Here is a 20,957-nt window from a genome sequence, read left to right on the forward strand (position 1 = left end):
AGGTCAGCGCACGCCGCGGATCCGGAAGACGAGGGCGCCTCCGACTCCCGCGACGAGGCCGGCGAAGACGAACCACAGCAGGTAGCCGGCGCCGAACAGGCTCTGTCCGATCGGGATGATCAAGATACCGGCGATGAGGGGGACGACCATCGCGGGCAGGGTGTTCGCGATGTTGAGCACGCCGAGGTCCTTCGCGGTGTTCTCGGGGTCGGGGAGCACGTCGATGCACAGCGCCTGGTCGACCGCGAAGAAGAGGCCGCCGCCGATGCCGATGAATGCCTCGGCGACGAGGATGGCCACGAGGCCGGCGCTGTCGCCGAACGCGTGCGAGAATCCGAGCAGGATGATGCCCACCGCGAGCAGGATTCCGCCGAGCGCGACGAAGACACGGCGGCGGCCCATCTTGTCGGAGAGCTTGCCGCCGATGATGCTGACGACGATGAGGAAGACGGTCGACACCATCGTGGCCGTCAGGTTGAACGACAGCTGTTCGGTGATCGACATGCCGTATGAGGTGGCGAGGAACAGCGTCAGGTAGGCCGCGACACTGCCGTAGCCGAACATGATCATGGCCTTGGTGAGCCAGGCCCAGCCGAGGTCGGGGTGCTTCTTCGGGTTGAACCAGAACGTCTTGAGCAGGTTCAGGACCGACATCCGCTCCTCGCGACGCTCGGTGCGGACCTTGTCCTTCAGCACGAAGGCGAAGACGAGGCCGAGCACGAGGCCGACCGTCGCGGGGATGACCGCGCGGAGGAAGTCGTTGGGGAACGCGTTCAGCGAGATGGCGCCGGCGAGGATCGCGACGGGGGTGGCCGCGCCGACGAGGCCAGACACGAAGCCGCGGCGGTGCTCGGGCACCTGATCTGCCAGGGTGGCCGACTCTGCGGCCTGTGCGAAGTTGCTGAACAACTGCGCGCCGCACCAGCCGATGAGCAGCACCCACATGTTCGGGGCGATGCCGACGACCAGGAAGGAGAGGAAGGTCCCGACGACGCCGGTGATGATCCACGGGCGGCGCATGCCGAACCGTGACATCGTCGCGTCCGACAGGCGGCCGGCGATCGGCTGGGACACGAGCGCGAACAGCGAGCCGACGGCGGTCACGATGCCGAGCTGCACCGGCACCTGGTCGAGGCTGACGAGTCCCTGCAGCTTGACCGACAGTCCGCCGAGGATCGGGGTGAGGATCGCGAAGTACAGGCCGAAGGCCGCGAGCGCGAAAGTGGGCGTATAGCCGCGAGGTTCCTTGCCGGGCCGATCGACGGCGAACGGCGCGGGGGCCGCCGTGGTTTGTGACATTGCGTGACTCCTTCGTCATGATGACTCGTCATCCTATTTGTAGGAGACGACGACAAAAGGCAATGTAGCATGAAAAACCTACATCGATGTCGGTATTGGAGGACGTTTGTCGACAGGCAACTACGCGAAGGGGCTGCGGCGGCGGGACGCGATCGTCGAGGCGGCGACCAAGGTGTTCGCACGAGCCGGTTTCGAGGGAGCGTCGATCGTCGAGATCGCGGCGGATGTCGGCATCTCGCGTGCCGGCCTGCTCCATCACTTCGACTCGAAGGAAGAGTTGCTGATGGCGGTGCTCGACCAGCGCGAGGCATCGGACCGCGAGGTCTTCCTCGCCAGCGGCTCGCGCCGTGAGGGCGGAATCGGCGTCCTTCGAGGGATGGTGCGCCTGGCGCAGCGCAACGAGGGGCGTCCCGGTCTCGTGCGACTCTACGTCGCGCTCAGTGCGGAAGCGACAGCCCAGGACCATCCCGCCCACAGGTACTTCGTGGAGCATTACACCCGGATCCTCGAGGGAACGACCGACGCATTGCAGAGCGCCAAGGCGTCGGGCTCCCTCCGGCCGGAGATCGCCCCGGATCGATTCGCCACCGACCTCGTCGCGCTGCAGGACGGCCTGCAACTCCAGTGGTTGTTGAGGCCGGAGCGCGCACGAATCGCAGCACCGCTCGAGGCATTCATCCAATCTGCGCTCACACACGACCTGTGGGCGCTCGGCACCGACGTGGGTTCAGGGGTCGATCGCCCTCGGGGCGTGACCAGCTCCGACTCGAACCCACCGTTCGAGAGCTAGGACTTCCACCGGTACGAAGGCCCCGCGGCTCTTGTGCGCGCAATCGGCGAGGAAGCCTTCGACGCACTATCCAACGGCGAGTCCGTGATCGAGCACCCCGAGGCCGGCGAGGTCGTATGGCGCGACGATGCCGGGGTCACGTGCCGGCGTTGGAACTGGCGGCAAGGCCGCCGCACCGGGCTCGCTGATGAGACCCGGGCGGCATTCTTCATCCTCGACGTGCCCGCCCCGGTCACCGATCTGGAGCTGACCGCAGCCGCCGACGCCCTGGCACAGGCGCTGTCTGCTCTCGATTCCGAGGTCCGTGTCTTGCGACGGCTGGTGGATGCGCCATGAGCGGCGGACGCAGTGCCCACCGGAGACCACCGTGGTCGATGGCGGTCACGGCCATGCTTGCCGTGCAGCTCGCCAACGCCCTCACGCAGCCGAACGCCACAGCGACGAAAGTCGCGGTCTTCGTGACGCTCACTTCAGATCCAGACCACATCGCGTTCGAGCGCCTCGTGCGTGAATCCTCGGACGGGTTCGCCAGCGTGGATATCGTCTCCGAACGAGTTCCAATCGGATCGATCCACAGGAAGCGGGCCGACTCAGCCAAGCCGTAGCCCAGCACATCAAGCGTCTGTCCGCCGATCAGGGCGGGCCGAGGTGCACCTCGCATTCCACGGCCCCTTCCCCATGGCCGTGCTCGTCGGGCGGTACCTGAACACGCTCCGCACCATCGCCTACGATGGGACGGCGATACGATCAACGGCCCTCGCCACGCGATGCCCATTTCTGGCGTCCGTCACCGATCGGTTGCCGATGGCTGCTGCGCCTACCTTGTCCAACTCACCCGAGATACTCCGAGACGAACCCACAACGCACGAGCACGCCACGCGCAGAGCCCCATTTGCGCCAATAAACGGAAACGCGGCGTTCACGAGCAACGCGGGCCGATATACATCCTGATCAGCGGCCATTTCGAGCCCGACCGCCCCGAGGCGCTCGGCGATGGCGGCGGCGAGCGTCGATTTCCCCGAGCCCGCCACTCCCATCACGACGACGGCAGGCTGCGGGCCCGACGAGGTTGCGCCGGTCATCGGTCACCAGTCATGAACGGTGCCGTCGAGGAGACGGTTGTACGGCAGGTAGGCCTGCTCGTACGGGTACTTTCCGGCCTCGTCCACGTTGAGCTCGACGCCGAGGCCGGGCTTGTCGCCGGGGTGCAGGTACCCGTCGGTCCAGGTGAAGGACTGCTCGAACACTTGGTCGGTCTTCGCGCCGTGGCGCATGTACTCCTGGATGCCGAAGTTGTGGATCGACAGCCCGAGGTGCATGGCGGCGGCCATGCCGACCGGGGAGATGTCGGTCGGGCCGTGCATGCCCGACCTGATCTGGTACATCGCCGCATAGTCGAGCGTCTTCTTCAGCGGCGAGATGCCGCCCATGTGGGTGACCGCGCCGCGCACGTAATCGATGAGCTGGTCGCGGATGATGTCCTTGAAGTCCCACACCGTGTTGAAGATCTCGCCGATCGCGAGCGGTGTCGTGGTGTGCTGGCGCACGAGGCGAAGGGCCTCCTGGTTCTCGGCCGGGGTGCAGTCCTCGAGCCAGAACAGGTCGTACGGCTCGAGGTCTTTTCCGAGGCGGGCGGCCTGGATCGGCGTCATGCGGTGGTGCCCGTCATGCAGCAGCGGGATGTCGGGACCGAACTCGTTGCGGACCGCTTCGAACACGCCGGGCAGGTGGTTCAGGTAGGCGCGCGTATCCCAGTCCTCCTCGACCGGCTTGGCCCCGCGGCGTGCCGGCTCATGGTCGTATCGCACGGATGCGTCGCCGACATCGGCGCCTTGCGCCGCGATGCCGTAGATCGCCTTCAGCGTCGGCACACCCGTTTGCACGCGGATCGCGCGATAACCCTGCTCCTGATGGGAGCGGATGGAGTCGAACAGTTCGGGGAGCTCCTTACCGGACGCGTGCCCGTACGCCATCAGCCCGTTCCGTGATGCGCCGCCGAGCAACTGGTACACCGGCATCCCGGCGGCCTTGCCCTTGATGTCCCACAGCGCCATGTCGACGGCCGCGATCGCAGCCATCGTGACGGGCCCGCGCCGCCAGTACGCGGAACGGTAGAGGAACTGCCAGGTGTCCTCGATCTTCGCGGCATCCGCTCCGATGAGCAGGGGCACGACGTGTTCGGTCAGGTACGCGACGACGGCGAGTTCGCGGCCGTTCAGGGTCGCGTCGCCGAGGCCGGTCAGCCCGTCTGCCGTCGTGATCTTGAGGGTGACGAAGTTGCGGTCGGGGCTGGTGACGATGACCTCAGCCTGGTCGATGATCATGCTCATGGTGCTGCTCCGTGGATCGTGGGTGAGCGGGTTTTCGGGGTCAGGATGCCTCGAGCGCGGCGACCGCGTCGGCGACGTGTGCGGCGAAGCCGGCGTCATCCGCGAGGCGTGCGTCCAATGCGGCGAGCAGTGTGTTCCGGGCGGATGCATCGAGGTCGGCGATCGCGGGCTGGTCGATGCCGTCCGGCACTGGTGCCCAGCCGGCGCGCACGCCGAGCATCCACGCGGCGATCGCGGCGGCGCAACCTGGCGCCTCGTGCCCGGATGCGAGTCGGCCGAGCGCGACGGGCACGATGCGCAACCGCATCTTGGTGGTCGAGTCCTGCGCGATCTGCGCGAGACGGTGCTCGATGCGCGGGTTGCGGAAGCGTTCGAGGAGCGCGGCCCGGTAGTCGGCGAGGTCGAACCCGGGCAGCTGCCGGGCGTCGTCGTCCCAGAGGGCTTCGACGAGGTCGCGGCAGACCGGGTCCTCGATCGCGGCCGAGACGACGGTGTGGCCGCGGGTCTGGCCGAATGTCGCGAGAACGGTGTGAGCGCCGTTCAGCATCCAGAGCTTGCGGTTCTCCCACGGGGCGATCTCGTCGACGAACCTGGCGCCCGCGGGTTCCCAGTCGGGGCGCCCGGCTGGGAAGTCGCCCTCGAGCACCCAGTCGGAGAACGGTTCGGTCACGACCGGCGCTGCGTCGAGCCATCCGGTGGCCTCGAGGACGGCGTGCGACTCGGCATCGGCGTCGATCGCCGGCGTGATGCGGTCGATCGAGGTCGAGACGACCGAGACCGACGCCGCCAACCATGCGGCGAGGTCGGGCGAGGTCCGGCCGGTGAGGTCGGCCAGCGCGCGTCCCAGGAGCCCGCCGTTGTCGGGCAGGTTGTCGCACGGCACGAGCGCGATCGGCCCCGCGCCAGTGCGACGCCTGGCGTCGAGGGCCAGCAGTACCCGGCCGAGCGCAGTTGCGGGCCGGACGGCGTCCGTCGTGTCGCCGGGGGCGTCGCGCGTGAACGCGTTCCGCAGCAGTTCGACGTCGGATGCCACGGCCTCGTCCTCGAGGTCCGGAGTGCCGTCGGCGGAGAGCCGGTAGCCGGACTCGGTGATCGTGAGCGTGAGGATCGCGACCTGAGGGTCGGCGACGGCCGTGACGAACGCGGGCACGTCGTCGCCGGCCTCGACGCGCACGATCGAGGGAATCAGCTCGAACCGGTCGCCGTCCGCGGCGCGCTCGACGAGTGTGTACAGGCCGTCCTGCGGGCCGAGCCGGTCGACGAGGTCGCGGCTGCGACCGGTGAACGCGGCGATCCCCCACTCGTCGGCATCGGCCGCGTGCGCCGTATACCAGGCCTGGTGCGCGCGGTGGAACGCGCCGAGACCCAAGTGCACGATGCGCTCCGGCGGGGTCGGGACCCCTGCCGCGGCACGCGACAGGCGCATGTCGGCGAGAGCTGTCGTGGTGGCGGTCACAGCTTGAAGACCTCTCGGGGAATGGCGTCGACCAGGTCGTCCATGATGCGCTCCGCGGCACCCATGCGCACCCGTCCCTCGACGACCAGACGCGCGAGGAACCCGGCGTCGACCCGTCGTGCCGTGTCGTGACGTGCCGGGATCGACAGGAATGCCCGCGTGTCGTCGATGAACCCGCTCGAGCGGTAGAAGCCCGCGGTCTCGGTCACGGCGGCGCGGTGTCGGGCGATCGCGTCGGGCGCGTCGAGGAACCACCACGGTGCACCCAGGTACACGCTCGGGTAGAACCCTGCGAGCGGCGCGAGCTCACGGGAGGAGGTGGTCTCGTCGACCGCGAACAGCACGAGATGGAAGTCAGGCTCCAGGCCGTACCGCTCCAGCAGCGGTCGGATGCCGCGGGTGAACTCGGTCGCAACCGGGATGTCGTGACCGGTGTCCGGTCCGAACCGGGCGTGCGTGGCGCTCGAGTGGTTGCGGAGCACACCCGGGTGGATCGTCATCACGAGTCCGTCGGCGACGCTCATGCGCGCCATCTGCACGAGCATGTGCCCGCGGAACGCACGCCTCTCCCCCGCAGTTGCGCTACCGGCGACCACAGCTTGGAAGAGCCGCTCACCCTCTGCGGGGTCGAGGTCGACCGTGAACACCTCCTCGACCCCGTGGTCCGTCGAGACCGCCCCGTGCCGGATGAAGTGCGCACGCCGGTCTTCGAGCCCGCCGAGGTACCCGGCGAAGTCACCGGGCTGTCCGGTCGCGGCGAGCAGTCGCTCGACGTTGCCCGCGAACCCGACCGCATCGGGGTCGAGATACCGGTCCGGTCGGAACGTCGGAACCACCCGCCCGGGGAGGCCGGATGCCGCGAGTGCGGCGTGCTCGGACAGGTCGTCGAGCGGGTCGTCGGTGGTCGCGAGGAATTCGATGCCGAATCGCTCGAACAGTGCGCGCGGTCGGAACTCCGGACGCACCAACACCGCGGTGATCTCGTCGTAGATCGCATCTGCCGTGTCGGGCCCGAGCGGGGTCGTGATACCGAAGACCCCGTCGAGCTCCTCCTCGATCCAGTACCCCGATGCCGTACCAGCGAACCGGTGCCAGTGCGCCGCGAGCGTGCGCCACACCGTGCGAGCATCGCGCCCGGCAGCCTCGTCCACGACCAGGTCGGCGAGGTCGACCCCTGCGGCGTGCAGGAGGCGGGTCACGTAGTGGTCACCCGTGACCAGCAACGCCACCGGATCCGCATACGGCTCGTCGTCGAGCAGCAGCGACGGCGGCACATGCCCGTGCGGCGAGATGATCGGGCTCCCCGCCACGCGCTCGTACAGATCGAGTGCGACGGCACGGGTCGTCGGGTCGACCGGCAGCAACCTGGCGGGATTTCGCGACGGCGAGGTCATTTGGCGATGAGGTTGAGCTGGGCGTTCAACGCGGCGACGTGCTCGATGGACACGCCACCGGCCTGCTTGATGAGCTTCTCCACGCTCATCCGGTCGACGATGGCCTGCATGGCCGGCGGGATCTCGACGCCCTGACCGACCTCACCACGGCTCGTCGACACGGCTTCGAGGACCTTGGAGATCACGCGGGCACCGTCCTCGGACTGCTTGATGTCGCCGAGCGAGTCGCGAACGGAGAAGTACCCGATCGGACTCGGCAGCTCGGCCTCGTCGAACCAGTTCGCGATGGACGTCGTGGGCATCACACTCGCCGCAGGAACCTCGTCCACCCGGCGGAGCACGATGGTGTCGGCGAGATCGCCGGAGCTGGCGGTGATCTCGTGCTCGCCGGTCAGGGTGACCCGGAAGCGGAAGGTGCGACGACCCTCGACCGCGCCGACCTCGACGCCGTCGACCGACAGCACGACCCGCTCCTGGTTCGAATACACGATCACCTCGGTGACATCCTCCGCCCGATCGGCGCGACGACGACCTGCGACATGCACGAACGGCTCGCTCGACCACGCCGCCTTGTACACGTAGAAGGCGTCCTTCTTCAACGATCGGTCGAACGAGACGAGCCCCTTCTGGTTGCGGCCCGCAACGCCGCCCTCGTCACGACCGGCGGACCCGAAGTCCGCGAGGTTCCACACGTGCGTGGCCCACAGCCACGGCCGCGCCTCGATCATGCCGACCATGTGCTCGTGGTACGACGCCTGGTACCCCTCGGTGTAGTCGCCCTTCTCGGGGGCGGCCGACTGGAACTGCGTGTTCGCATCCGCCCCGTACTCTGCGAGTCCGATCGCGATCTCGGGGTACGTCGCGTGGAAGTCGTCGAGCCAGGTGTCGTTGTCGGCGACGTCGCCGACGTACCAACCGAAGTAGAGGTTGTACGACATGACGTCGGGCAGACCGACCAACGGATGGTCGGTCTCGAGGAGGAACAGGTTCGCCATCGCGGTCAGGCGGGTCGGATCGAGCTCGTGAGCGAGGTCGTTCAACTCGCGGTGGGCGGCGAGCACGTCTTCGCCCGATCCGGCGAGGGTGATCTCGTTCGACAAGCCCCACGAGATGATGCTCGCGTGGTGGCGGTTCTGCACGATCAGCTCGGTGAGCTGGTCGCGGGCGTTGTCGGTCGCTCCAGGGAGGAAGACGGTGATCTGCGGGATCTCCGCCCACACGACCAGACCCGCCTCGTCGCAGAGGTCGTAGAAGCGCTGGTCGTGCTGGTAGTGCGCGAGCCGCACGGTCGTCGCACCGAGCTCTCGAATCAGCGCGAGATCCTGCTGCTTGATCTCCTCCGTGATCGCGTTGCCGACGCCCTCGAAGTCCTGATGACGCGACACTCCGCGAAGCGGGTACTCCTCGCCGTTGAGCAGGAAGCCGCGATGCGGGTCGACCTCGAACTCGCGGCAACCGAACCGCAGCTCGACCTCGTCGAGCACCGCGTCGCCGGCGAGGAGTTCGGCTCGGGCCGTGTAGAGGTGCGGGTCGCGCAGGCCGTGCCAACGGTGCACGAGCTCGATCGAAAGCGTCGCGTTCGCCTCACCGCCGACGAGCGGCACGGTCACGGTCGCTTCGCCGTCGATGGCGAAGCGCACCCCGGTCGCAGATCCGCCGGAGGTCGTGACCACCGCCGCACTGAGCGCGACCTCGGCGCGGTCGCTGTCGAGGTGCGCGATGACGATCAGGCCGGGGCCGCCGTTGTCGGCGAGGTCGAAGTGTTCGCGCCCGACGGTGATCTGGCGCACCTCGCGGTAGATGCCGCCGTAGAAGGTGAAGTCGGCCTGCTGCGGGTACACCCGCTCGTTCTTCGCATTGTCCACGATCACGACGAGCGTTCCCGATCCGTCCGCGAGCCCGTCCGTCAGGTTCACGCGGAAGGTCGAGTAGCCGCCATCGTGAGTGGTGAGGAGGCGTCCGTCCAGGTACACCTCGGCCGACGAGTTCACGCCCGCGAACTCGACCCAGGTCTCGACATCGGACTCATCGGCCTCGATCACCCGTGCATACGTCGAGCGACCGCGACGGTACTCGCCGCCGGCCTGTCCGTCGATCGCGTTCCAGGTGTGCGGCAGCACGACCTGCTCCCCCGCGGCCGCGATCTCGTCCCAACTCGACCCCGCGGGCAGTTCGACGGGCGAGTACGCCCACCCCTCGTGGATCGCCGTGGCCCGGCGGGCGTCGGTGGCAGCGGGCTGCGGCATGGGAGTCTCCTTCGACGAGAGTTCGCCGGCGCACGCCGGCTGGGCTCAACCACGATACGAACCACGGACGGGAGGATGATAGAACTGATCACGCGCGATCAGAACTGATTCGGCACACTCTTGCAGGTCACACGAACCGAGGTACCTCGATGACGACGTCGTCGCATCCGCAAGCGCATCCGCAGGACGCCCTCGAGCCCATCGCGGCCGCGGTGGCCGAGGTCCTGAGCTGCCCGATCGAACTCACGACCGACATCGCACCGGCGCTCGACGCGTTCGAGTCGGCGCACTGCCTCGACCCGCGCATCCAACCCGCCTTCACTGCATCGGTGCTCCGAGCGTTCGTGCGCGACATGGACCGGCAGGTCGTGCATGAGATCCGTGAGCCGCTCGGGATGGCGATCGCACTCGTCCGCTGGGATGACCGCCTGCTCGTCATCGGCCCGTACACGCACGAGCCCATGCATCCGGGTGTCGCGGAAGAGGCCATGAGTCGGTTGGGCATTCCCAGTGCCCACCTCCCGATCTACAAGCACTACCGCACCAGGTACGCGATCGTCGATGCCGAATACGTGTACCGCGGAGCTGCCAGCCTGCTTCGCGCAGGTGGCGGCGAGGACGCGCTCGGCAGCCTTCGCGAGGTCGAGGCCGAAGGCGGGACGATCGCCCCCGGGGTCGGGGAGGCTCTGCAGTCTGCCGCATTCACCGTGATCGAAGAGCGGTACCGACTCGAACGGGAGTTCATGGACGCGGTCGAGGAGGGCTCTTCCGAACAGGCACTCTCCGCCTTACAACGCATGGGACGGATGCCGCAGACGATCAGCTACCTGAACACGCCGTTCCTCGGCACGACCATCTTGCGGATCATGGCCCGAGTCGCGGCGCAGCGCGGCGGGCTGCCACCGGTGACCGTCGACGCGATCTCACAGGAGTATGCGCAACGGCTGCACCGCATCGGCCATTCATCTGACCCGAAACGCTCCGCCTCGTTCACCGCGCAGATGGTCACGGAATTCTGCCGGTACGTCCGACGCCACAACCAGCGCGAGTATCCGCCGCTGGTGCGTCGCGTCGCCGACGAGATCGACCTCCATCTCAGCAGCCATGTCTCGACGACCGACCTCGCGGACCGGCTCGGAGTGTCCGCCTCCACGCTCGCGCGCCGCTTCAAGTCGGCCACCGGCATGACCATCGTCGCGTACACAGCCCAGCAGCGGGCCGAGCGCGCGGCCCGACTGCTCGCCACGACGACGCAGAGCGTGCGCGATATCGCGCTGTTCGTCGGCTACGACGACGCGAACTACTTCGTCAAGGTATTTCGAGAGGCGCACGGGATGACGCCGACCGCCTATCGCGAGGCGCACACGGCCTGACGCGCTCGAAGGCCGCGGATCTGCGATCCGCGGCCTTCGAGATCGGCGCTCGTCAGGCGAGCACGCCCTCGGTTTCGATGTCCGCCGCCTGCAGCGCTTCCTTCTTCTCGGCGACCCGCTTCTGCACCTCGATCATCTCGTTTCGGTCGAGCTTGTAGCCGCGCATGGCAATCAGCGAGATCGCCCATCCGAGGATCGGCAGGCCGAAGAACAACGCGAGGCTCATCAGCAGGATCGCCGTCGACGGGCTGTCAGTGGGCTGGGGCATCACCGCCGTGAACCCGATCAGGGCGACGGCGCCGAGAGCCAGCGCTGCCCCGAGCGACGAGATGACCTGGTCGACGATGTTGTACGTCGCCGTGACCGTGGCCGGCAGGAACTTTCCTGAGCGGTCGAGCTCGTAGTCGATGACGTCGGCCCGCATGGCGCCCTGCGCGACGGTGACCACCATCGAGGTGCCGTTCAGCAGCAGGTAGACGAGGAAGAACCCGATCGTGAGCCCCAGGTTGCCGAGAATGGAGCCCATGTCGACCACCAGGCAGAACACGGTCAGCATCACGGCGAGGATCAGGCAGAGCCAGGTCCACGTGATGGTGGCGGCCCTGGAGCCGTGCTTGCCGGTGTAGCGCGAACCGAAGATCGCGAACACGATTCCCGGGAGGATCGCGATGAGGCCGAGTACCGATCCGAGCTGCATGTTGCCGAGCAGGATGCCCCACATGAGCGTCCCGATGACGGCCTGCGACTTCACCACCTGGGCGAGCTTGTCGGCCGCGCCGCTGATCAGGTAGCGCTGGAACGGCCCGTTCTTGGTCAGCAGGTTCCACATGTCGCGCATCGAGACGTCGGCCTTGGAGCGGTCTACCGAGACGTGGGTGAAGTTCTCGGGCTTGTCGACGCGGGAGACGCCGACGCAGGCGAGGACCTGGAAGACCAGCGAGCAGGCCACGTAGGTGAGCGCGGTCTCGCTCAGCATCTCGACCGTGAACTGGTTGCCGTGGCGCGGCAGGAAGACCACCGTCGAGAGGATCGAGAAGATCGCGGGCACGAAGTACGCGTAGACGGTGGCCCACACCTGCACGGACGGCCGCTGCCGAGGGTCGTTGGTGAGCACCGGTCCGGTCATCTGCCCGGCGATGTCGTTCATCGAGGACCCGATGATGTAGACGACGTAGATCGCGATGAAGAACACGGCGCCGAACCCACTGTCGGGGGCCCAGACGAAGAGCAGCAGGATCGCAAGGGATCGGATCGCCCACCCACCGAGCATGAAGAAGCGCAGCTTGCCAAACCGGAAGTTGACCTTCTCGATGATCAGCCCGAGCAGCGGGTCGATGAGTCCGTCGAAGACGCGGGTGAGCGTGAGGATGAGCCCCGCCGCGACGACCGCGATGCCGTAGCCGGCGTTCTGCAGGTAGCTCATGAGGCCGACGAGGACGTAGAAGATCATCGCCGAGCCGTTGTTCATCTGGGAGAGGGCGATCTCCCACGTCTTGGCGCGACGGTAGGTGACGCCGTCCGCCTCGCTGGCCGTCTGCTTCGGGTTACGCGCCATTGCGTGTTCGCTCCTTCGAGAATCCGCTCGGTCTGCCGACGGCTCATTCCGTCGGCCTCCTGATGAGCCGAAGGCAAGAGTAGGAAGACGAGCAGCCCGCCCGATAGAAGCCGCCGAGCGGACATAGAAGAGAACCGGCGCAACCTGCAGGCGCGGAGACAGCACCACATGACGAACGCGGGCCAGAGCGCATGCGACTGCGCCCTGGCCCGCGTCACCGGGAACTCCGGCCGTCACGCCTCGAGGAGTTCGCCCATCTGCTTCGCGATGAGGGTGGTCGCGAACCGCGGATTGAGGCGGGCCAGCCGGTCCATCGCCGCCGCGTCGGAGCCGATCGTGGCTCGGAATCGAGCCTTCTCGATCGCCGTGACGATCACCTTTCCCGCTTGGACCGGGCTGGTCGTCTTGTACGTGGCGGTCTCGGTCGATGCGTCGCCCGCCAGGCTGACTCCCGAGTTCGCCGCGATATCGGTGCCGATCGCGCCCGGGAACACGACGCTCACCTGCACGTTCGTGTCGAGGAGCTCCGCGTAGAGCGCCTCGGTCAGGAGCTTGACCGCGGCCTTGGAGGCGCCGTAGACGGCCTGGCCGGGCACCGGCGCATAAGAGCCCATGCTCGCAACGTTGAGGATCGCCGCCTCAGGGCGCGCGAGCAGCGTCGGCAGGAACGCCTTGCACATGTTCATGACGCCGCCGAAGTTCACGTTCATGACCTTGTCGATCTCGGAGAACGGCAGGTCGACCACCTTGACGAACTTCTGGATCACGCCGGCGATGTTCACGATGCCGTCGACCTGACCGTGCGCCACCTCGACGGCCGCCGGAAGCCCGGCGACCGCCTCGCGGTCGGTGATGTTCGCGACGTGCTGGGAGAACCGGTTGCCTGCTCCGGCGAGCCGGGCGGTCTCGGCGAGCCCGTCGGCGTTGAGGTCGACCCCGGCGACCGATGCTCCACCAGTGAGGAGGCGGAGCGTCGTCTCGCGTCCGATGCCGTTGCCGGCGCCGGTGACGACGAAGACCTTCTGTGCGATATGCATGTTCGATTCCTGTCTCTGAGAGGTGGGCTGGGTCAGTGGAGGCAGACCGCGGCGCCGGGTGTGACGCCGGCGCCGTTGAAGCTGTCGACGGCGAACCAATACGGATGCCCCGCGTTCAGCGACCCGACCTCGAGGTCGGTCCGGTCGTAGACGAGCCACGAGTGGTAGAGCTTGTCGGGCGAGAGCCCGTACCGCACGTTGTAGCCCACGACGCCCGGCACGGCGTCCCACCGCAACGAGGCCGTGCGCGGATCGCGCCGTTCGCCGCGGACGTCGGCCGCACCGGGAAGGGGCAGGTCGGCGAGGCCGAACACCCGCAACCCGCTCACGGCGAAGGCACCGCCGAAGGGCATCGCGCCCGCGGTGACCCGGATGTACCGTGCACGTCGCGCCTCGGGCAGGACGACGAACGCGTGCGGGGCGTCCTCGTGCGTGCCGATCGTGTCGTGCACGACCGCCCATTCCACGCCGTCCAGCGAGAGCTCGAGACGAACCTCGGTCGGCTGCGGGTCCGGGAAGACGGCGCGCTTGCCGAACGTCGCCTTCGCGAGGTCGCGGCGCTTGGGTGCGCGAGATGCGAGGCCGTGGTCGGCGAGGTTGACCTGCAGCGCGTGGACGGTCGCCTCGGCGCCGAGGTCGAGCTGCAGCCACTCCCCCGGTCGATCCGTGCCGGCGACCCACCAGGTGCGCACCGACTCGTCGGTCGCGAGCGCCGGGTCGTGCCCGTCGGCCGACGACGAGGCGATCGCGACAGCGCGGTGCGACAGGAGCATCCAGCCCGGGGATGCCTCAGTCCACGGGTCGAACGCACGGTCGGGCACCTGCATCGGGTAGTCCGCGAAGTTCTGGTTGCAGAACAGCACGCCGTCATCGTCGAACCCGGCCGGGAACAGGCCGATCCGTCGCTCGAAGTCGGCGTTGACCGAGACGCGCATGGTTGCGACATGCCACCAGTTGCCGTGCCGGTCCTGGAAGGTGCTGCCGTGCCCCGCGCCGGTGATGAAGCCCCCGGGCTTCGACGAGAACGGGCTGTGCGGGTCGTACACGAATGGGCCGAGCGGCCTATCGCCCACGTAGGCGCCGTCGGCGTACGTGTTGAATTGCGTGCCCGGGCCCGCGTACTGCAGGTGGTACCGGTCACCGACGCGGGTCATGTACGCGCCCTCGATGAACGGCGCGTCGCCGATGTAGGCGTCCATCACCTTGCCCATCAGCCCGCGGCGCACGACGGGCACGTAGTCGTCGCCGGTTCGCTCCCATCCGCGGGTCTCGGTGTCGGCGGCGATCAGCGGCACGGGCTCGCCGATGCGCTGCAGCGTCGCACGGTCGAGCTCGACGCCCTGAATCGGTTCCTTGTGGGAGCAGCCCCAGTACAGGTAGAGCCGGCCGTCGTCGTCCTGGAAGGTGTCGGGGTCCCAGAACGCGATGTCGCTCGGGGCGACCTCCTCGAAGTCATCGGCGAGCGGATCGACGCTGCGGAAGAAGCGGCCGTTCGTGCGCCGCGACGCTGTGAAGAGCAGCGCACCGTCGACCTCGCGGACGTCGGGTGCATAGTCGATCGCCGGGATCCTCTCGCTCGGCTGCAACGTCCACTCGACGAGGTCGTCGGAGTACCAGAACCCTCGGGTCATCGACGCGAACATGAAGTACCGGCCGCGGAAGAAGACGACCGTGGGGTCGGCCGCTTCGCGGTGCACGCTGCGACCGGCGAACGGCGTCCGCACGTCCTGATACCGGTAGGCGAGGTCGAGCGGGTTGCAGACGATCCGCGCGGTCACGAGGTCGCCCCCGCGGCATCCATCGGCAGCGGCCCAGCCGGTGTACGAATCGCCCGCAGGTGCGCGATCGACGCGGCGATCGCGGTGAAGGCGTCCTCGACGTGATCGAACTCGACGACCGGAAGACAGGTTGCAGGCGCGGCGGCGAGAGCCTCGTCGTTCGCCAGACGCCCCGACCCGAGCGCGCACTGCGTGAGCACCGCCGGATCGTAGTCAACACCGGCGGCGAAGACGTCGACCGCCCGTGCAGCATCCTTGAGGTGCAGCGCGCGGACCCGGGAGCCGAGTCGCTCGACGAGCGCCGGCACATCCTGCCCCGCCGCCGTCGCCCAGTAGACGTCGAGCTCGAGGGCGACGCGCTCATCGAGGAGCGATACGAAGTACTCGTACGCGGTTAGGTCGCCGATGCGGTGATGGAACTCGAACGAGTGGTTGTGGTGGCCGACCACCAGCCCTTCGGCGGCGGCCAGCTCGACGAGCGCGTTCATCCGGTCGGCGGTCCGGGCGATGTCGTCGGCGGTACGCCACCGGTCAGCATCGACCATCGGGTCGATCAGGATGTCGGCGCCGAGCGTCCGCGCTGCGGCGAGGGCGGCGGAAGCGGGCGGCACCGGTACCTCGCGTCCGGCGAGCCTGATCGTGTCGGAGAGCAGCGGTGCGTGGGCGGTCGGGATCGCGAGCCCGTTCGCCGCCGCGACGGCGGCGAGCTCTGCTGGGCGGTCGTACACCGAGAACGGCTCAACCGCCTGGGCGCCGGCGTCCGCGAGGCGCCCGAGCGTCGCATCCAGGTCGGCCAGTTCGTGGCGCACCGTGTACAGCTGCACGCTGATCGGTCGTGTGGTGAACACGTCCCTCAGACCGTCTCGCCCGCGTCGGCGAGGAGCGTGCTGCCCGTCATGATCATCGAGAGGTCGCTCGCGGCGAAGAGCACGACGCGCGCGATGTCGTCGGGGGTGCCCATGCGGCCGATCATGCTCGTGCTCATCACGTCGAGCGGCGGCATCTCGATGCCGGCCGCAGCCGCCGCCTCGGCGCCGGCCCTCGCCGCCGCGAGGTTGCCCTCGGTCGGCACGAAGCTCGGTGCGACGCCGAGCACGCGGATGCCGAGGGGTGCCAGGTCGACCGCGAGCGACTTCGTCATGCCGAGCGCAGCATGCTTGGATCCCACGTAGGCGGCCATGCCCGGGAACGCCACCTGCACGCCCGCCGTCGAGATGATGTTGACGATGACGCCGCCGGATCCGTCGGCCGACATGCGACGCGCGGCTTCACGCGAACCGAGGAAGACGCCTCGTGCGTTGACCGCGAACGTCGCGTCCCACATCTCGTCGGGCATCATCGTGACGGGCGCGTTCGGGAAGATCCCGGCGTTGTTGACCCAGACGTCGATTCCGCCGAGTTCGGCGACCGCGAGGTCTGCGGCGGCCGCGACCGAGGCCGCGTCGGTGACGTCGGCGTGCGTGCTCGCGACGCGAACACCGTATCGGTCGGCGAGCTCCGCTGCGGCCGCGCGCGCGGCGTCCTCGTTCAGGTCGATCAGCAGGAGGTCGGCACCGGCTTCGGCCAGACGCGCCGCGATGGCCTTGCCCAGCCCCTGTGCGGCACCGGTGACGACGGCACGGCGGCCGGCGAGCGAGAGCAGGTCGGTCAGCGACCGAGTCGAGACGTCTGCGAACGGGAAGCTCACGCTGCGACCTCCGCCGACTCGAGCCCGTTGCGCTGGGCGACCTCGCCGAGCCAGGCGAGGCTCGGCTTCGGGGTGCGCACGAACGTGTCGCGGTCGACCGCGATGAGGCCGAACGTCGGCTCCCAGTGGCCCCACTCGAAGTTGTCGAGCAGCGACCAGTGCAGGTAACCGCGCACGTCGATGCCGTCGGCGATGGTGCCCGCGAGGCCCCGCAGGGCTTCGTCGGTGTAGCGGATGCGCTGCGTGTCGTCGGCGGTCGCGATGCCGTTCTCGGTGATCACGATCGGGGTGTGCTCGCTGACCTCCCAGGCGTGGCGCACCGCCATCGCCAGCGAGTCGGGCCGGAACGCGGTCCCGACGAGCGTGTTGTCGGGTGCGGGCGGGTGCGGCACGAGTCCGTTCGCGTCGACCTGCTGGGTCGAGTACGCCTGAACGCCAACGAAGTCGTCGCCACGGCTTCCCTCCCAGTACACGTCCTCCTTGCCGTAGCGGATCTGCAGGAGCTTCTCCTCGCCGCCGGGCGCCGCGGTCAGCGCGCCGGCCGCGATCGTCCAACCGACCTTCGCTCCGGTGCGCTCGCGTACGATCTCGCGGGCCGCGTGGTGGATGCGGGTGAACAGGCGCCCGATCTCGGGATCGGCGTACATGAGGAACTCGCTGTGGGTCTGCTTCTTCTCGTCGTCGCCATCGGCCTCGACCGTGGGGCTGGTCCACTCACCGCCGGATGCCGCGAGGTGGCGCATCGCGGTCATGATCGCGGCCTGCATGTTCGGCTCGTTCATCGTCGCGACCCACTCGACGCCATCGAGGATCGTGCAGGCCTGCTCGACGTAGGCGCAGAACAGCTCCTGCGCTTCGGGGCCGTCCCAGCCGCCGAGCGCGGCGAACCACTGCGGCGTGGTGAAGTGCTGCAGCGTCACGACCGGGGTCACGCCATGCTCGAGGCAGCAGTCGATCACGCGCCGGTAGTGCGCGAGCTCGGCCTTCGAGAAGTGCCCGCGCACCGGCTCGATGCGCGACCACTCCAGGCTGAACCGGTACGAGGTCAGCCCGGCTTCAGCCAGCAGGCGGATGTCCTCGGCGTAGCGGTGGTAGCTGTCGACGGCATCGCCGGAGAGCTCCATGCCGGGCATCATCTGCTCGCGCGCCCACCAGTCGCTGTTCAGGTTGTTGCCCTCGATCTGGTGGCCCGCAGTTGCGGCACCCCACAGGAATCCATCGGGGAAGGTGGTCATGAGTTCGTTCCTCTCGTTCGTTGAGCGGGTGTGATTTCGGTTCTGGATGCCGCGTGCCGATGCCGCGGCGACGGGGTCACGCCGTGGCGGGCGCGTCATCGTACGCGGGCAGTGGTGCCGAGGTCGTGAATCGGCCCGCCGGGATCCGGTGCTCGGTGCCGTCGGGCATCACCACGCGGGCGCTCGTGCCCGACGGGATCTCGGCGGTCAGCGACATCCGCTCGCCCTCGATCCGCCACTCGACCGCGATCGTGCCCTGCGGGCCGTCGTGCGAGCCGCGCGCCCACGTGAGCCCGCCGCCCGGAATCGGCTCGATGACGACCTGCTCCCATCCGATCGAGTCGGCGTCCTGCCGGAGCCCGAGGGTGTGGGTGTGCAGGAACCGCATCGCGGCGCCCTTGCTGTAGTGGTTCAGGGACTCGTGGGCGTCGCCGTGCTCGTCGATGCCCTCCCAGTCCTCCCAGACCGTGGTCGCGCCGCGGTCGAGCATGTACCGCCACGACGGCGCGCTGCGTTGCTGCAGGAGCTCGTACGCGACATCCGCCCGCCCGTGGTCTGCGAGCACGGGGAGCAGGTCGCCGGTTGCCAGGAAGCCGGTGCCGACGTGCGTGCCCGCCGCCCTGATCAGCGCGACGAGCCGGTCAGCCGCGGCCTCCCGCAGCTCGTCGGGCACGAGGCCGAACGCAAGCGCGCGCACATAGGCGGCCTGCGTGTCGGTCGTGGTCGTGCCGTCGGGACGGAGGTAGGCCTGCCGCCAGGCGTCGGCGATGCGCTCGGCGCTCGCCGCGTAGCGGGCGGCATCCTCGTCGCGACCCAGAATGCCCGCGATGCGGGCGAGCGTCGCGGTCGACCGATGCAGGTAGGCGGTGCCGACCTCGCCCTTGTCCGCCATGAACCAGGCCATCGGATCGTGCTTGATCGGGTCGATGCGATGTCCATCGGCATCGCGCTCCCGCGGTTCGGTCCATTCGCCCCAGTGGAACGTGCCGTCCCAGAGATACTGCTCGAACGGCTGGGGCTCGGCGGAGGCATGCACGCGGGCGAAGTGCCTGGTCGTGCGCGCCTGCTCGAGCGCCCAATCGACCCAGCGCACCATCGCGTCGACGTTCTCGGCGAGCACCTGTTCGTCGCCGTACGCCTGGTAGAGCTCCCACGGCACGGCGACGATCGCGTCGCCCCAGCCCGACGAACCGGTCATCATGGCGAACTGGTCGTCGAGGTGGTGCTTGATGCGCCGGCCGTCGGGCGAGAAGTTCGCGATGCGACCGTCGTCGAGCTGGTCGTCGCGCACCGACCGCAGCCACTTTCGGCTGAAGCCGTTCACGTCGTAGAGGCGCGTCGCCATCGGCGCGAACACCTGGTAGTCGCCGGTCCAGGCGAGCCGCTCGCGGGTCGGGCAGTCGGTGGGCACGTCGACCGCGTTGCCGCGGAAGCTCCAGTCGGCGATCTCGTGCAGGCGGTTCAGGTCGTCGTCGCTGCATGCGAACGCGCCGGTACGGCGGAGGTCGGTCTGCACGATGTGCATCTCGAGGGATGCCGGTGCGAGCGTGCCGCCGTCGGACCTCGCGATCCGCGCGTACCGGAAGCCGTGCACGGTGTGGCGGGGCTCGAAGTCGCCCCCCTGCTCCCCCGCGACGACCTCGTCGCGCTGCACGAACGCCATGCGCCCCTCGGGCCGATCGGAGTCGAGGTGCGACGTGTCGAGATCGCCGTCGCGGCCGAGCGCCTCGCCGTACTCGAGCACCGTGCGGGTGCCCGGTGCGCCGAGGTCGGTGAGTCGGATCCACCCGGACGCGTTCTGCCCGAAGTCGGCAAGCCACGCGCCGTCGGCGAGGCGGCGGAGCTCGACCGGCGTTCGCGTCTCGACGACGCGGACCGGTGGCGCGGGCGACCAGTCGATCGACGGTGCGTCGACGACATCGACGAGGACGGATGCCGCGGCCGCGCGAGGCGTCGAGAGGTCGAGGGTCTGCCCGTCCATGAGGTCGGCGCGCGTGATCGCCGAGCGGCGGCTCGTCCACGTCTCGTCGCTGACCACGACCCGCCGGGTACCGTCGGCGAACTCGAGGTGCAGTTCGATGCGGGCACCCAGCGTCGTGCCCCATCCCGCGGGGAGCCGGAACGCGCCGACCTGACCGCGGAACCAGCCGTCGGAGAGCTCGAGCTCGATCACGTTGACACCGTCGCGGACGAGGGCCGTGACGTCGGCGGCCTGCGCATAGAGCGTGCGGTCGTACGACGTGGAACCCGGCGCGAGCTCGACCGTGCCGACGCGCTCGCCGTTCACGGTTGCCGTGTAGAGCCCGAGCGCGGTCGAGTAGAGCCGTGCGGTCACGACCGCGCCGGCGACCGTGAAGCCGCCCGCGAGCACGTGGGCCGCGCGCCGCCCGTATCCAGGGTCGTCGTCGGAGCCGACGGGCGCCTCGACCGGCGAGATCCACTGCGCGGTCCAGTCTTCGTCGAGGAGACCCGCCTCGAACACCGCGAACGCGGACCACGCGGCATCCGTCGCTCCCTCGGACGCGACGCGAACGCGCCACCGCACCTGCTGACCGCTTCGCGGAGCCTGGAACGGCCAGGCGACCAGACGACGGCCGGTCACCTCGGCGACGAGCGGCTCAGCATCGTCGATCACGGCTTCGACCACATAGGCGGTGTGGATGTCGCGGTCGACGGGGTCCTTCCACGAGAGCCGCGGCGCAGCACTGGTGACGGTGAAACCGTCGCCGCCTGCGTCGACGGCCAGGTCGGAGGGTGCGGTGAGCATGATGGATCGC

General features: G+C 68.7%; 17 protein-coding genes. 4 read left to right on the top strand and 13 right to left on the bottom strand.

The window, feature by feature from the left end; genetic code table 11:
• Nucleotides 1-3: 3 nt before the first annotated feature.
• Nucleotides 4-1,299, bottom strand: coding sequence for an MFS transporter (locus tag ATC03_RS11065; RefSeq protein ID WP_067876868.1), 1,296 nt, complete (start codon nt 1,297-1,299; stop codon nt 4-6).
• Nucleotides 1,300-1,405: 106 nt separating this feature from the next.
• Here ATC03_RS11065 and ATC03_RS11070 point away from each other — a divergent pair, with 106 nt between their 5' ends.
• The 3 genes from ATC03_RS11070 to ATC03_RS11080 are packed head-to-tail and all read left to right on the top strand — an operon-like array spanning nt 1,406 to nt 2,694.
• Nucleotides 1,406-2,089 (top strand): TetR/AcrR family transcriptional regulator, encoded by a 684-nt coding sequence (locus ATC03_RS11070; RefSeq protein ID WP_067876871.1) that lies wholly within the window; start codon nt 1,406-1,408, stop codon nt 2,087-2,089.
• Between the two features lie 33 nt (nt 2,090-2,122).
• On the top strand, nt 2,123-2,425 hold the full coding sequence (locus ATC03_RS11075; RefSeq protein ID WP_067876872.1) for a hypothetical protein: 303 nt from the start codon (nt 2,123-2,125) through the stop codon (nt 2,423-2,425).
• Nucleotides 2,422-2,694, top strand: coding sequence for a hypothetical protein (locus tag ATC03_RS11080; protein ID WP_152030928.1), 273 nt, complete (start codon nt 2,422-2,424; stop codon nt 2,692-2,694). Before ATC03_RS11075 ends, ATC03_RS11080 begins: the two co-directional genes overlap by 4 nt.
• Before the next feature lie 120 nt (nt 2,695-2,814).
• Here the strand turns inward: ATC03_RS11080 and ATC03_RS20985 are convergent, their stop codons facing one another.
• Genes ATC03_RS20985 through ATC03_RS11100 form a run of 5 tightly spaced genes read right to left on the bottom strand, consistent with a single transcriptional unit; the run spans nt 2,815 to nt 9,515 of the window.
• Entirely contained in the window at nt 2,815-3,171 is a 357-nt protein-coding gene (locus ATC03_RS20985; RefSeq protein WP_227820073.1) for a nucleoside/nucleotide kinase family protein, read from the bottom strand.
• A gap of 3 nt (nt 3,172-3,174) precedes the next feature.
• On the bottom strand, nt 3,175-4,413 hold the full coding sequence (gene manD / locus ATC03_RS11085; RefSeq protein ID WP_067881945.1) for a D-mannonate dehydratase ManD: 1,239 nt from the start codon (nt 4,411-4,413) through the stop codon (nt 3,175-3,177).
• 46 nt (nt 4,414-4,459) lie between these two features.
• Entirely contained in the window at nt 4,460-5,875 is a 1,416-nt protein-coding gene (locus tag ATC03_RS11090) for a mannitol dehydrogenase family protein (protein WP_227820074.1), read from the bottom strand.
• Entirely contained in the window at nt 5,872-7,269 is a 1,398-nt protein-coding gene (uxaC, locus tag ATC03_RS11095; protein ID WP_067876878.1) for a glucuronate isomerase, read from the bottom strand. Before uxaC ends, ATC03_RS11090 begins: the two co-directional genes overlap by 4 nt.
• Nucleotides 7,266-9,515, bottom strand: coding sequence for a glycoside hydrolase family 2 protein (locus ATC03_RS11100; protein ID WP_084003443.1), 2,250 nt, complete (start codon nt 9,513-9,515; stop codon nt 7,266-7,268). Before ATC03_RS11100 ends, uxaC begins: the two co-directional genes overlap by 4 nt.
• Before the next feature lie 149 nt (nt 9,516-9,664).
• Between ATC03_RS11100 and ATC03_RS11105 the strand changes: the two genes are divergently transcribed.
• Nucleotides 9,665-10,888 carry a helix-turn-helix transcriptional regulator gene (locus ATC03_RS11105; RefSeq protein WP_055858072.1) on the top strand — a complete coding sequence of 408 codons (1,224 nt, stop codon included), beginning with the start codon at nt 9,665-9,667 and terminating at the stop codon, nt 10,886-10,888.
• Between the two features lie 52 nt (nt 10,889-10,940).
• Here the strand turns inward: ATC03_RS11105 and ATC03_RS11110 are convergent, their stop codons facing one another.
• The 7 genes from ATC03_RS11110 to ATC03_RS11140 form a co-directional block, all read right to left on the bottom strand.
• Complete coding sequence (locus tag ATC03_RS11110; protein ID WP_067876882.1) at nt 10,941-12,443, bottom strand: MFS transporter; 1,503 nt, start codon at nt 12,441-12,443, stop codon at nt 10,941-10,943.
• Between the two features lie 233 nt (nt 12,444-12,676).
• On the bottom strand, nt 12,677-13,480 hold the full coding sequence (locus ATC03_RS11115) for an SDR family NAD(P)-dependent oxidoreductase (RefSeq protein WP_067876884.1): 804 nt from the start codon (nt 13,478-13,480) through the stop codon (nt 12,677-12,679).
• Between the two features lie 32 nt (nt 13,481-13,512).
• A complete protein-coding gene (locus ATC03_RS11120; protein ID WP_198168703.1) occupies nt 13,513-15,258 on the bottom strand; it encodes a family 43 glycosylhydrolase in 1,746 nt (581 codons plus the stop codon).
• Nucleotides 15,255-16,106: a sugar phosphate isomerase/epimerase family protein gene (locus tag ATC03_RS11125; protein ID WP_067876888.1), complete on the bottom strand. Its 852-nt coding sequence runs from the start codon at nt 16,104-16,106 to the stop codon at nt 15,255-15,257. The genes ATC03_RS11120 and ATC03_RS11125 overlap by 4 nt, the downstream gene beginning before the upstream one ends.
• 5 nt (nt 16,107-16,111) lie before the next feature.
• Nucleotides 16,112-16,945 carry an SDR family NAD(P)-dependent oxidoreductase gene (locus tag ATC03_RS11130; protein ID WP_067876891.1) on the bottom strand — a complete coding sequence of 278 codons (834 nt, stop codon included), beginning with the start codon at nt 16,943-16,945 and terminating at the stop codon, nt 16,112-16,114.
• Nucleotides 16,942-18,180: a glycoside hydrolase family 1 protein gene (locus ATC03_RS11135; protein ID WP_067881958.1), complete on the bottom strand. Its 1,239-nt coding sequence runs from the start codon at nt 18,178-18,180 to the stop codon at nt 16,942-16,944. Before ATC03_RS11135 ends, ATC03_RS11130 begins: the two co-directional genes overlap by 4 nt.
• A 76-nt stretch (nt 18,181-18,256) precedes the next feature.
• Complete coding sequence (locus ATC03_RS11140; RefSeq protein ID WP_067876894.1) at nt 18,257-20,947, bottom strand: family 78 glycoside hydrolase catalytic domain; 2,691 nt, start codon at nt 20,945-20,947, stop codon at nt 18,257-18,259.
• Nucleotides 20,948-20,957: the final 10 nt, after the last annotated feature.

This window comes from Agromyces aureus (genome assembly GCF_001660485.1).
GTDB classification, from domain to species: Bacteria; Actinomycetota; Actinomycetes; order Actinomycetales; family Microbacteriaceae; genus Agromyces; species Agromyces aureus.

Coding starts and splice junctions, on each gene's coding strand:
- ATC03_RS11065 (WP_067876868.1), bottom strand. CDS start 1,299: ATGTCACAAACCACGGCGGCCCCCGCGCCGTTCGCCGTCGATCGGCCC.
- ATC03_RS11080 (WP_152030928.1), top strand. CDS start 2,422: ATGAGCGGCGGACGCAGTGCCCACCGGAGACCACCGTGGTCGATGGCG.
- ATC03_RS20985 (WP_227820073.1), bottom strand. CDS start 3,171: ATGACCGGCGCAACCTCGTCGGGCCCGCAGCCTGCCGTCGTCGTGATG.
- manD (WP_067881945.1), bottom strand. CDS start 4,413: ATGATCATCGACCAGGCTGAGGTCATCGTCACCAGCCCCGACCGCAAC.
- uxaC (WP_067876878.1), bottom strand. CDS start 7,269: ATGACCTCGCCGTCGCGAAATCCCGCCAGGTTGCTGCCGGTCGACCCG.
- ATC03_RS11100 (WP_084003443.1), bottom strand. CDS start 9,515: ATGCCGCAGCCCGCTGCCACCGACGCCCGCCGGGCCACGGCGATCCAC.
- ATC03_RS11105 (WP_055858072.1), top strand. CDS start 9,665: ATGACGACGTCGTCGCATCCGCAAGCGCATCCGCAGGACGCCCTCGAG.
- ATC03_RS11110 (WP_067876882.1), bottom strand. CDS start 12,443: ATGGCGCGTAACCCGAAGCAGACGGCCAGCGAGGCGGACGGCGTCACC.
- ATC03_RS11115 (WP_067876884.1), bottom strand. CDS start 13,480: ATGCATATCGCACAGAAGGTCTTCGTCGTCACCGGCGCCGGCAACGGC.
- ATC03_RS11135 (WP_067881958.1), bottom strand. CDS start 18,180: ATGACCACCTTCCCCGATGGATTCCTGTGGGGTGCCGCAACTGCGGGC.
- ATC03_RS11140 (WP_067876894.1), bottom strand. CDS start 20,947: ATGCTCACCGCACCCTCCGACCTGGCCGTCGACGCAGGCGGCGACGGT.